At 71.2% G+C, this 12212-nt stretch carries 11 protein-coding genes; 4 read left to right on the top strand and 7 right to left on the bottom strand.

The genetic code is table 11. The annotated features are described in order from the left end of the window. The 6 genes from BKI49_RS36255 to BKI49_RS01530 all read right to left on the bottom strand — a co-directional run. The coding region (locus BKI49_RS36255) for a universal stress protein (RefSeq protein WP_179332291.1) at positions 1-123 on the bottom strand (123 nt) is incomplete at its 3' end. Between the two features lie 147 nt (positions 124-270). Further along, positions 271-513, bottom strand: a complete 243-nt coding sequence (locus tag BKI49_RS01510; RefSeq protein ID WP_028799506.1) for a DUF397 domain-containing protein — start codon at positions 511-513, stop codon at positions 271-273. Positions 514-596: 83 nt separating this feature from the next. Next, complete coding sequence (locus tag BKI49_RS01515; RefSeq protein ID WP_095932295.1) at positions 597-1763, bottom strand: thiolase domain-containing protein; 1167 nt, start codon at positions 1761-1763, stop codon at positions 597-599. Continuing rightward, positions 1760-2815 (bottom strand): thiolase domain-containing protein, encoded by a 1056-nt coding sequence (locus BKI49_RS01520; RefSeq protein ID WP_095932296.1) that lies wholly within the window; start codon positions 2813-2815, stop codon positions 1760-1762. Before BKI49_RS01520 ends, BKI49_RS01515 begins: the two co-directional genes overlap by 4 nt. Continuing rightward, complete coding sequence (locus BKI49_RS01525; protein WP_095932297.1) at positions 2816-3763, bottom strand: Zn-ribbon domain-containing OB-fold protein; 948 nt, start codon at positions 3761-3763, stop codon at positions 2816-2818. It abuts the gene before it with no gap. A gap of 229 nt (positions 3764-3992) precedes the next feature. Beyond that, complete coding sequence (locus tag BKI49_RS01530) at positions 3993-4793, bottom strand: crotonase/enoyl-CoA hydratase family protein (protein WP_095932298.1); 801 nt, start codon at positions 4791-4793, stop codon at positions 3993-3995. A gap of 175 nt (positions 4794-4968) precedes the next feature. On the opposite strand from BKI49_RS01530, the gene BKI49_RS01535 reads away from it, so the two are divergent. Both BKI49_RS01535 and BKI49_RS01540 read left to right on the top strand, forming a co-directional pair. Further along, complete coding sequence (locus BKI49_RS01535; RefSeq protein ID WP_095932299.1) at positions 4969-6588, top strand: acyl-CoA synthetase; 1620 nt, start codon at positions 4969-4971, stop codon at positions 6586-6588. Between the two features lie 144 nt (positions 6589-6732). After that, positions 6733-8874, top strand: a complete 2142-nt coding sequence (locus BKI49_RS01540) for an alkaline phosphatase family protein (protein ID WP_095932300.1) — start codon at positions 6733-6735, stop codon at positions 8872-8874. 60 nt (positions 8875-8934) lie between these two features. Here the strand turns inward: BKI49_RS01540 and BKI49_RS01545 are convergent, their stop codons facing one another. Beyond that, complete coding sequence (locus BKI49_RS01545) at positions 8935-9723, bottom strand: IclR family transcriptional regulator (RefSeq protein WP_095932402.1); 789 nt, start codon at positions 9721-9723, stop codon at positions 8935-8937. Between the two features lie 104 nt (positions 9724-9827). Between BKI49_RS01545 and BKI49_RS01550 the strand changes: the two genes are divergently transcribed. Next, complete coding sequence (locus BKI49_RS01550; protein WP_095932301.1) at positions 9828-10790, top strand: 5-dehydro-4-deoxyglucarate dehydratase; 963 nt, start codon at positions 9828-9830, stop codon at positions 10788-10790. An 82-nt stretch (positions 10791-10872) separates the two neighbouring features. Next, the gene (locus tag BKI49_RS01555) at positions 10873-12210 is read left to right on the top strand and encodes a gluconate:H+ symporter (RefSeq protein ID WP_095932302.1); all 1338 of its coding nucleotides are present in this window, start codon (positions 10873-10875) and stop codon (positions 12208-12210) included. Positions 12211-12212: the final 2 nt, after the last annotated feature.

The following is a 12212-nucleotide window of genomic DNA, read 5'->3' on the forward strand; positions in this document are numbered from 1 at the left end:
CTGCCGCACGTGGACCACGCGCAGGGGCGCCTCGCGGGTCCGGGCCGCGGTGAACGCCAACTCCAGGGCGCGCAGGCTGTCGTCCGATCCGTCGACCGCCGCGATGACCGGCAGGGTGCTCATGGAATCCTCGCCTCCGGCACAGACTTTCGATCTTCCTGGGGCCAGCCTGACGCAGGCCCGGTCCCCAGGAAGGGGTCGTGGGTCGAGTGTCCGGAAAAAGGAGAAGGATTCACCTTCGGGCGCGCCACCCCGGGGTGACGCGCCGGCTCACGTCAGGTCGAACTCCCCCTCGCGCGCTCCCGAAACGAACGCTCCCCACTCCGCGGGCGTGAAGATCAACGAGGGGCTCTGCGGGCGGCCACTGTTGCGCATCGCGATGAAGCCCTCGACAAAGGCGATCTGGACGTCTCCCCGCCCTCGGCTGCTGGACTGCCACTCGGCGTTGCTGAGGTCCAGTTCCGGCTTGTCCCAGCCCGCGAGCGGGTGCTGCTCGATGGTGCTTTCGGCCACGTCCGTGCTCCTCCCGGTTCGTCGTCCGCCGCCAGCCTAGCGATCGGTCCGGGCGGCGGACAGGCCACGTGAGGGGGACGGATTCAGGAGGTGGGCGGTGCGGAGCCGACCAGCCACATGGAGAAGAACTGGGAACCGCCCCCATAGGCGTGCCCGAGGGCCCTGCGAGCGCCGTCGACCTGGTGTTCTCCGGCCTGTCCGCGCACCTGGAGGGCGGCCTCGGCGAACCGGATCATGCCGGAGGCGCCGATCGGATTGGTGGAGAGGACGCCGCCCGACATGTTGACGGGCAGGTCCCCGTCGAGTTCGGTCACCCCGGCCTCGGTGAGCTTCCAGCCCTCGCCCTCCTCGGCGAAACCGAGGTTCTCCAGCCACATGGGCTCGTACCAGGAGAACGGCACGTACATCTCCACGGCGTCGATGTCACGGCGTGGATCCGCGATGCCCGCCTGCCGGTATACGTCCGCCGCGCAGTCCTTGCCGGCCTGCGGCGAGACGAAGTCCTTGCCCGCGAAGAGGGTGGGTTCGCTGCGCATCGCGCCGCCGTGCACCCACGCGGGCGGCTTCGGGGAGCGTGCCGCGCCCGCCCGGTCGGTGAGGATCATCGCGCAGGCACCGTCGGAGGAGGGGCACGTCTCCGAGTAGCGGATCGGGTCCCACAGCATGGGCGAGGCCTGGACCTTCTCCAGGGTGATGTCGTGTTCGTGGAGGTGGGCGTAGGGGTTCTTGAGCGCGTTGCGGCGGTCCTTGTAGGCGACGAGGGAGCCGACCGTGTCGGGGGCGCCGGTGCGCCGCATGTAGGCGCGTACGTGCGGCGCGAAGAAGCCGCCCGCCCCGGCGAGCAGCGGTTGCTGGAACGGGATGGGCAGGGACAGGCCCCACATCGCGTTGGACTCGGACTGTTTTTCGAAGGCGAGGGTCAGGACGGTGCCGTGGACGCGTCCCGCGACGAGGTTGGTGGCGACCAGAGCCGTCGAACCGCCGACGGAGCCGGCCGTGTGCACCCGGAGCATGGGTTTGCCGACCGCGCCGAGCGCGTCGGCGAGGTAGAGCTCCGGCATCATGACGCCCTCGAAGAAGTCGGGGGCCTTGCCGATGACGACGGCGTCGATGTCGGCCCACGTCAGTCCGGCGTCGTCGAGTGCCCGCCGGGCCGCCTCGCGGACCAGGCCCGCGATGGACACGTCCCTGCGGGCCGCCACGTGCTTGGTCTGGCCGATGCCTACGACGGCCACGGGCTCCTTGCTCATCGGGCGTCCCCTTCGAGTACGGCGACCAGGTTCTGCTGGAGGCAGGGACCTGAGGTGGCGTGGGCGAGTGCCCGGTCGGAGGCGCCGCGGTGGATACGGGTGGCTGCCTCGCCGATGCGGACGAGTCCGGCCGCCATCACCGGGTTGGCGGCGAGCGCGCCCCCGGACGGATTGACGTCGACGCTGTCGTCGAGGCGCAGCGCCTTGCGCAGGACCACTTCCTGGGAGGTGAAGGGGGCGTGCAGTTCGGCGGTGTCGACGGGCCGTTCGAACGCGCCGGCCCGCTCGGCGGCCAGCCGCGTGGACGGCGAGTCGGTCAGATCGCGGACGCCGAGGCCGTGCGCCTCGATGCGGTGGTCGATGCCCCGGATCCAGGCGGGGCGCTCGCACAGGTCACGGGCGCGTTGGCCGGCCGCGAGGATCACCGCGGCGGCCCCGTCGCCGATCGGCGGGCAGTCGCCGGTGCGCAGGGGGCGTACGAGGTGGTCGCCGTGGTCCACCGGACCGCGCAGCTGGGCGTGGGGGTTGGCGGACGCCGAGGCGCGGCTGCGGGCGGCGATCCCGGCGAGCGCGGGCTCGTCGGTCTCGCCCGCGTCGATGAGCGCCTGCGCCTGGAGGGCGGCGAGGGCCACGGAGTCGGGCCACAGCGGGGCCAGGTAGTACGGGTCGAGCTGACGGGTGAGGACGTCGCGCACGGAGCCGGGGGACGACTTGCCGTACCCGTAGACGAGCGCGGTGTCGGCGTCGCCGGTGAGGAGTTTGGTCCACGCCTCGTAGAGGGCCCAGGCGCCGTCCATCTCGACGTGCGACTCGGAGATGGGGGGCCAGGCGCCGACCCCGTCGAGCGCCATGGTGAAGGAGAAGGCGCGGCCCGCGAGGTAGTCGGAGGAGCCGGAGCAGGTGAAGCCGATGTCGCCGGCTTTCAGGCCCGTCGCGTCGAGCACCTGGTGCAGGACCGGGAGGAGCATCTCCACCTCGGAGAGCTCGTCGCTGGTGCGCCGGTGGTCGGTCTGGGCGAACGCGACGACGGCGATGTCCCTGATGGGCCGCATCTACAACAGCTCCTTGTACGTCTCGTAGTCCGCGTCCGGTTCGCCGGTGGGCCGGTAGTGGTCGGGGTATCGGGCGCCCGGCGTCCACACCGGCTCCACGCGCAGGCCCATGCGCACCTGGTCGTAGGGGATGCCGCCGATGCGGCCGTGCAGGGCGAGGTCGGCGCCGTCGAGGGCGATGTGCGCGTAGACGTAGGGCACTTCGATGTCGAGGTTCTTGGCCTTGATGTTGACGATGCAGTAGGTGGTCACGGTGCCGCGGGGGCCGACCTCGACCTGCTCGGAGGTGGCGACTCCGCAGGTGGGGCACGCTCCGCGAGGCGGCACGTAGACCTTGCGGCACGACGGGCATCGTTCGCCGACGGTCCGCCGGCCGGACAGGGCGTGGATGTAACCGGTCTGGGCCCGGCCTGGGGAGTAGACGTAGTCGAGGCGGGCCTGGGCGACGATGCCGGTCACCTTGTCCGCGAACTCACCGCTGTGGACGGCGGGTTCCTCGCCCGTGGCACTGCCGTCGTACGGTTCGAAGCAGGCGATGTCGGTGATGGCACCGGAGCGTTCGGCGGCCCAGCGGACACGGACGCGCATGCCGGTGCGTACGGTGTCGGGGCCCGGGGCGTCGAGGGCGTGCAGCAGGGCGGTGTCGGCGCCGTCGAGCCGGACCAGCACCCAGGCGAAGGGTGTGTCGAGGGGCTGGCCACGGCGGGGCTCGTGGTTCCAGGCCCAGGTGGTGACCGTGCCGGTGGGGGCGACCTCGACGAGGTCGCCGATCTCCTCGGCCGTGACCGGGTCGTACTCGACGGGCGGGACCAGTGTGCGGCCGCCGGCGGTCCGTACACCGAGCACGACGCGCTCGCGCAGGCCGGTGAGGAAGGCGCTCTGCACGGGGCCGAGCGAGCGGGTGAAGGGGAATTCGACGACGAGGGGGGCTTTGAGGACTTCGGGCATCCCGGATGTCTCCTTCGGAGGTCGGGCGCGCCGGCCGCGTGGGCCCGGGCCGGGCGGACCCGGTCACGGGCTTCGAGGACCGGGGCGCGCCGGTGCGGGGATTCGGGTCCGGGCGGGCCCGGGCTTCGGGGCGGTGTGCCCCGAGGCCGGGTCTCGGGCCCGAGTGCGGGCTCTGTCGTGCCTGTCCGTGCCGTTCCTCGGGGGCGGCGCGCGGACGGGAGCCGCGGGATCAGGCGCGCCGGTAGACGGGCGGACGTTTCTCGGCGAAGGCGCGTGCGCCCTCCTTGGCGTCGGCGGTGTCGAACACCGGCCAGCCGCGCTTGAGTTCGGCGGCCAGACCGTCGGTCTCGGTCATCTCGGCGGTCTCGTAGACCGACGCCTTGACGGCTTCGACGGCGAGCGGGCCGCAGGCGTTGACGAGCTCGGCGATCTCCAGGGCCTTGTCGAGAGCCGTGCCGTCGGGGACGACGTGCCCGATCAGGCCGATGGCGGCGGCCTCGCGCGCCGGGTAGGCGCGGCCGGTGAGCAGCATCTCCAGGGCGTGCGTGCGCGGGATCTGGCGTTGCAGCCGGACCGTCGAGCCGCCGATCGGGAACAGCCCGCGCCTGACCTCGAAGAGGCCGAAGGCCGCGGACTCCCCCGCGACGCGGATGTCGGTGCCCTGGAGGATCTCCGTGCCGCCCGCGACGCAGTGTCCTTCGACGGCGGCGATCACCGGCTTGCGGGGGCGGTGGTGACGCAGCATCGCCTTCCAGTGCAGATCGGGGTCGGCCTTCAGCCGGTCCCGGTACTCCTGGCCCTCCATCCCCCGGCCCGCCAGCGCCTTGAGGTCCATCCCGGCGCAGAAGGCGCCGCCCGCCCCGGTGAGCACGACCGAGCGGATCGCGTCGTCCGCGTCGGCCTCCAGCCAGCCGTCGTACAGGCCGACCAGCATCGGCAGCGAGAGCGCGTTCTTGGCCTCGGGCCTGTTGAGCGTGAGCACCAGTGTGGCGCCTTCGCGCTGCACGGTGAGGTGTTCCGTCCCACCCATTGCCGTCCTCCCGTCTCAGGAACGAGAACAGGTTGCAGGAGGCGCGGAGTCAGTACAAGAGTTTTCTGACAGACAGTCAGATTTCTTCGCCGGGACCCTTCACAGTTGGGTCGGGCTTTGCTCTGATGACCGTCGAGCCGAGGGCAGCCACGGACGTTCGGGGTCAGGAGGAGCGGTGGAGTACAACCTTGCCGACCTGTTCGAGTCGGTCGTCGACGTGGTCCCGGACCGTGAGGCGCTCGTCTACGTCGACCACCCGGGCACGGGTGCGGAGCGCCGGCTGACCTACGCGCGGCTGGACGAGGCGGCGAACCGGATCGCCCACCACCTCGCGGACAGCGGCGTGCGCCCCGGTGAACATCTCGGCCTCCACCTCTACAACGGCGTCGAGTACATCCAGACCGTGCTCGGCTGTCTGAAGGCGCGGATCGTCCCCGTCAACGTCAACTACCGATATGTGGAAGAGGAGTTGGCCTACCTCTACCAGGACGCCGACCTGACGGCCCTGGCCTTCGACGCTGAGTTCACGGATCGGGTGGCGGCCGCTCTGCCGCACGCCCCTGCGCTGCGGCACCTCGTGCGTGTGGGGGACCCGGCACCCGGCGCCGCCGCGCTCGACGCGGTGGCGTTCGAGGACGCCGAGGCCGCGGGCTCCCCCGGCCGCGGCTTCCCGGCGCGCTCGGCGGACGACCAGTTCATCATCTACACCGGTGGCACCACCGGCATGCCCAAGGGCGTGATGTGGCGGCAGGAAGACCTGTTCTTCGCCGGGCTCGGCGGCGGTGCCCCGACGGGAGAGCCGGTCAAGCGGCCGGAGGAACTCGCCGAGCGGGTCGCGGCCGGAGGCGAGGGGATCACCTTCTTCCCCACTCCCCCGCTGATGCACGGGACGTCGACACTCACCGCGTTCATCGGCTTCAACTTCGGCCAGCGCGTCGTGCTCCACCGCAAGTACGTGCCCGAGGAAGTCCTGCGGACCGTCGAGAAGGAGCGGGTCACCAGCATGTCGCTGGTCGGCGACGCGATGCTGCGGCCCCTCGTCGACGCGCTGAGCGGGCCCATGAAGGACACCGACTGCTCCGCCCTGTTCAGCGTCTCCTCCTCCGGCGCCATCATGTCGGACACGGTGCGCGAACAGTTCCAGGCGCTCGTCCCGAACGTGATGCTGCTCAACAACTTCGGCTCCTCGGAATCCGGCTTCAACGGCACTGCCACGGCGGACTCGGGCCCGAAGCGCGGCTTCCGTGTGCAGGTCAACTCCCGCACGCAGGTGGTGGACCCGGTCACCCACGAGCCGGTCGCCGTCGGCGAGCCGGGCCGCATCGCCCAGCGCGGCCATGTGCCCCTCGGCTACTACAACGACCCCAAGAAGACCGCCGAGACCTTCTTCCAGCGGGGCGACGAGCGCTGGGTGCTGCTCGGCGACATGGCCACGGTCGACGAGGAGGGCATCGTCACCGTCCTCGGGCGCGGCTCGCAGTGCATCAACACCGGCGGCGAGAAGGTCTATCCGGAGGAGGTCGAGCAGGCGCTCAAGGCGCATCCGGACGTGTACGACGCCCTGGTCGCCGGCGTTCCCGACGAGAAGTGGGGCAACCACGTGGCCGCCGTCGTCCAGCTCCGCGAGGGCGCGCCGCGGCCGTCCCTGGAGGACATCCAGACGCACTGCCGCACCCGCCTGGCCGGCTACAAGATCCCCCGGCAGCTCGTGCTCGCGGACACCATCCAGCGCTCCCCCAGCGGCAAGGCGGACTACCGCTGGGCCCGGTCGGTCGCGGTGGAAGCGGCCCACTGACCTCGCGTCGGAGTCTTTGCACGGCATTGACCTTCCGGTTGAACGCCAGGTGAACCCCGGACGTACGCATGATCGCGGCCTCTGATCTGCCCCGAGCCCGGTCTGCCGCGTCGACGCCGGGCTTCGCATGGAAGGACCTTCGGCGTGTCGCACTCCACGCGCACTCGTCAACTGCCGCAACGGCCGGACACGGGACCGGAACCGGATACGGACGCCGCTACGGAGGTCGCGGCGCGCGCGGACGGCGACGGTGCGTCCGGCGCGGACGCGGACGGGGCTTCCGGCTCGGACACGGACGCCGGTGTGCGCGCGGAGGAGGACGGGGTTTCCGGCTCGGAGGCGGACGCCGACGCAGGCGCGGACACGGCTACCGCGAAGGATGCGGACGGCACCTCGGAGCGGGACACGGAGCCGGACACGGTTGCGGAGGCGGACACGGCGCCGGACACGGACACCTTGACCGACGAGGAGCCCGAGACGCCCGCAGCGACCGGCGAGAAGCCGAAGGTGCCCGGAGCGACCGACGAGGAGCCTGACGCGCCCGCAGCGGCCGACGAGGCACCTGCTGCCGACACCTCCGCCGGGCAGGCCGACGGCCCCTCAGGACGGCCGGGTCGGTGGGGCTGGCGGCTCAAGTACCCGCGGGCGGCGCGTGCCGTGACCGTCGGCACCACGGCCCTGGCCGGAGTCCTGGTGCTCTTCGCCCTGCTCGTGCCGAACCAACTCGACCGCCTCGCGCCCGACGCCTTCCTGCGGATCCCCGTGGAGGGAGTCCTGCTCGCCGGTCTGCTGCTGGTGCTGCCACCGCGGCCCCGGCGGATCGCGGCGGTCGTGGTCGGGCTGCTCCTCGGCCTGGTGACCATCCTGAAGTTCGTCGACATGGGCTTCTACTCGGTGCTGGCGAGGCCCTTCGACCTCGTGCTGGACTGGATCCTCTTCGACGACGCGGCCGAGTGGGTCAAGGAGTCCTTCGGGAAGACCGGCGAGGTGGTCGCCGTGATCGCGGTCCTCGCGCTCGTCGTCGTCCTGCTCACCCTCATGACCCTCGCCGTCGTGCGCCTGAGCGATCTCATGGCCCGTCACCGCCCCGTCGCCACGCGCACCGTGCTCGTTCTCGGTACCGCGTGGATCACCTGCGTGACGGTCGGCGTGCAGTTCACCGACGTACCCGTGGCCTCGCAGATCGACGCGGAGCTGGTGAAGAACCGCGTGCACCAGGTACGGGCGGGCCTGCGCGACGGGAAGGTGTTCGCCGAGCAGGCGTCCGTCGACGCGTTCGCCGACACACCGCCCGACCAGCTGCTGACGGGACTGCGGGGCAAGGACGTCCTGTTCACGTTCATCGAGAGCTACGGCCGCACGGCGATCGACGACCCCGCGATGGCCGACCAGGTCGGCTCGGTGCTGTCCGAGGGGACGAAGTCGCTGAAGTCGGCCGGGTTCGCCTCGCGCAGCGCCTGGCTCCGCTCGCCGGTCACGGGCGCCGGGAGCTGGCTCGCGCACTCCACCTTCCTGTCCGGCCTGTGGATCAAGAACCAGCAGCGCTACCGGAGTCTGACCACCAGCGACCGGTACACCCTGACGAGCTACTTCCAGAAGTCCGGGGCCTGGCGCACGGTCGGCATCGTGCCGGGTGTCCGCCGCGCGTGGCCCGAGGGCAAGTTCTTCGGTCTCGACCTCATCTACGACTCCGAGCATCTCGGCTACCACGGCCCGTACTTCAGCTGGACGCCCGTGCCGGACCAGTTCAGCCTGGAGGCCTTCGAGCGCCTGGAGCACGGCAAGAAGGACCGCAAGCCGATGATGGCGGAGATCATCCTGGCGTCGAGCCACAACCCCTGGGCTCCGGTCGCCCACATGATCGACTGGAACGACCTCGGCGACGGATCGGTCTTCGAGCAGATCAAGAAGGAGGGCAAGGACCCCAAGGAGGTCTGGAAGAACCCCGAGAGCGTGCGCACCGAGTACCGGCACGCCATCGAGTACTCGCTGCACAGCCTCATCGAGTACGTGGAGCGGTACGGCGACAAGAACACCGTGCTGGTCTTCCTCGGCGACCACCAGCCCGTCCCCACCGTCACGGCCGGCAGTTCGAGCCGCGACGTGCCCGTCACCATCGTCGCGCACGACCCCAAGGTCCTGGACCGGATATCCGACTGGGGTTGGACGGACGGCCTCAAGCCGGCGAAGAACGCCCCGGAGTGGCGCATGGACACCTTCCGCGACCGCTTCATGACGGCGTACGGCTCGCGTCCCGGCACCTCCGGGGCGGCCTCGGCACGCTGACGTACGATCCGCCGCCCGCCGGGAGCGCGCCGATCGGTGACCGGGCCCGCGGCGGCCCGGTCACCGCCAGTCCGGAGCCCCCGAAGCGGGCGGCAGCAGTGCTTCGATCTTCGAGCGGATCTCCCCCATGACGGAGACGACGCGGACCTCGTGGTCCGCGGTCAGCCGGTCCAGGGGGACCGAGCAGCTGATGGCGTCGACGGCCGGGGTGTCATAGCGCAGGGCGAAGCCGAAGCCCGCGATGCCGGGGACGGTCTCCTCCCGGTCGACGGAGTGGCCGCGCTCGCGCACCGCCGCGAGATCGGCGAGCAGCGCGGTGCGCTCCGTGCGGGTGTTCTCGGTGAGGGCCGCCAGCGGTCCGGTGGGCAAGGGGAGCGCGTCGTCGGGGCGTTCGGCGAGGAGCGCCTTGCCGAGGGCGCCCGCGTGGGCGGGGATCCGCCGGCCGACGCGGCTGATGGTGCGCGGGTACTCGTGGGACTCGCGGGTCGCGAGGTAGACGACGTCGGAGCCGTCGAGCCGCGCCATGTGGATGGTTTCTCCGAGGGCGTCCGAGGCCTCGTCGAGATAGGGGCGGACCATCCGCACACGGCGGTCGCTGTCCAGATAGCTGGTGCCCGTGAGCAGGGCCCGGATGCCGATGCCGTAGAGGGATCCGGTGGTGTCCGTGCGCACCCAGCCGCAGTCGACGAGTGTCCTGAGCAGCTGGTACATGCTGCTGCGCGGCACGCCCAGTTCCTCGGCCAGCTCGTCCAGGCGTGAGGGGTGGTCGCCACGGTCGGCCAGCAGCTCCAGCAACGCGACCGTACGGGCCGCCGACTTCACCCCGCGGACCCCTGAGCTCTCCGGCATGGGCCCCATCGTAAATCCGCGTCGCCGCACCCATTGACCTTCGTGGTTCATGAACCTAGCCTCCATTCTCATACATGGACGCCATCTGCATATGAGGATGAGAGATGACAGGGTTCAGCGTGGAGGCCGAAGCCGTGGCCCAGCGACTGCGGGACGGCATGGCGGGCGGGGTGCTGTCCTTCCCGCTCACGAGCTTCCGGGAGGACGGCGAGCTCGATCCGGAGGCGTACCGGGCCTATCTGACGGACCAGTTGGCCGCCGGACCGGGCGCGGTGTTCCCCGCCTGCGGGACCGGTGAGTTCAGCGCGCTGGACGAGGACGAGTACCGCACGGTCATCGAGACGACGGTCGAGGTCGCCGACGGCCGGCTCCCCGTCGTCGCCGGCATCGGCTACGGGTGGGCCCAGGCACGGCGGTTCGCCCAGATCGCCGAGGAGGCGGGCGCGGACGCCGCGCTCGTGCTCCCGCACTACCTGGTCGAGGCCCCGCAGGACGGCCTGGTCGAGCAGTTGCGCCGGATCGCCGCCGGCACCCGGCTGCCGCTCATCGCGTACCAGCGCGGCCCGGTCGCCTTCACGCCCGACGGCCTGCGCCGGATCGCCGGAATCCCGACGGTCATCGGCCTGAAGGACGGGCACTGCGACCTCGACCGGCTGCAGCGGCTGACGCTCGCCGCCCCCGACGGCTTCCTCTTCTTCAACGGCGCGGCCACCGCCGAGATCCAGGCCCGGGCGTACGCCACCGTCGGCGTCCCCGCCTACTCGTCCGCGGTGCACGCCTTCGCACCGGAGATCGCGGGTGCCTTCTTCTCCGCTCTGCGGGACGGCGACGAGACGACCCTGACCAAGCTGCTGCGCGACTTCTACATCCCGCTCGTCGAACTGCGCGACCGCGTGCCCGGGTACGCCGTGTCACTCGTCAAGGCCGCCGCCCGGCTGCGCGGCCTCCCGGTCGGCGCCGTGCGCGCGCCGCTCAACGACCCCGGCCCGGCCGACCTCGCCGAGCTGCAGCGAATCCTCGACGCCGGCCTCCACCTCGTCGGAGCGGTGCGCCGACCGGCCCGGTGACCGCGCGCGGCCCGGACGGGACCCGGGCCGCCCCCAGATCCGCCCGGCAGCCGGACCCACAGTTCAAAGGGGAACTGACTTCATGCCTCTGCTCGTAGTCGGAATCAGCGTGCTGATTCTGCTGCTCCTGATGACGAAGCTGCGACTGAACGGCTTCGCCGCCCTCCTCCTCGTGGCCGTCGGTGTCGGCGTCGTCCGCGGCATCCCGCTGGAGAAGATCCCGGACGTCCTGTCGGACGGCATCGGGGGCCAGATCGGCGACACGATGCTCACCATCGGGCTCGGCGCCATGGTCGGCCGCGTCATGGGCGACTCCGGCGCCGCACAGCGCATCGCCGGCCGGCTTCTCGACGCGTTCGGCCCGCGCTGGGTCCAGGTGGCCATGGTGGTCACCTCGATGCTGATCGGCGTGACCATGTTCTACGAGGTCGCGTTCATCATCATCGTGCCGATCGCGTTCACGCTGGTGCGGGTCACCGGGGCGAAGCTGCTCTGGGTCGGGCTGCCGATGTCGATCGCGCTGTCCACCATGCACAGCTTCCTGCCGCCGCACCCCGGTCCCACCGCCGTGGCCTCCGCCTTCCACGCGTCGATCGGGCTGACCCTGTTCTACGGCCTGTTCATCGCCGTACCGGCCGGCGCCCTCGTCTCGCTCGTCTGGCCGCGCCTGCCGTTCATCCGGGCGATGGACCCGGCGATCCCGCGGGGCCTGGTCAGCGAGCGCGAGTTCACCGACCGGGAGATGCCCGGCCTCGGCTGGTCGCTGTCCGTGGCCCTGTTCCCCGTCGTCCTGATCGCCGGTGCCGCGGTGACGGACCTCGCGACCTCCGCCGAGACGCCCTTCCTGCACTTCGTCGCGTTCGTCGGCTCGGCGCCGATCGCCCTCCTGTTGACCCTGCTCCTCGCCGTGTGGGCGTTCGGACCGCGGATCGGCCGCAGTCTCGACGAGGTGAGCGCCTCCTGCACCTCCGCCGCGAAGGCCATGGCGATGATCCTCCTGGTCATCGGCGCGGGTGGCGCCTTCAAGAACGTGCTGGTCGAAGGCGGCATATCGGACTACATCAAGGACGCCACCGCGCACTGGTCGATCTCGCCGATCGTCCTCGCCTGGCTGATCGCGGTCATCCTGCGCATCGCGCTCGGCTCGGCCACGGTCGCCGTGGTCACGGCCTCCGGCGTGGTGCTGCCGCTGCTGGCCGGAAGCGGGACGCACGCGGAGATGATGGTGCTCGCCGTCTCCTGCGGCTCGATCGCCTTCTCCCACGTCAACGATCCCGGCTTCTGGCTGTTCAAGGAGTACTTCAACCTGTCCGTCATCGACGCGATCAAGGTCCGGACCACCTACACGACGGTGCTCGCGGTGCTCGGCCTCGGCGGTGTCCTGGCCGTCGAGTGGGCGCTGGACGTGCTCAGCCTCTGACC

Source organism: Streptomyces sp. Tue6028 (genome assembly GCF_002300165.1).
Lineage (GTDB): Bacteria > Actinomycetota > Actinomycetes > Streptomycetales > Streptomycetaceae > Streptomyces > Streptomyces siamensis.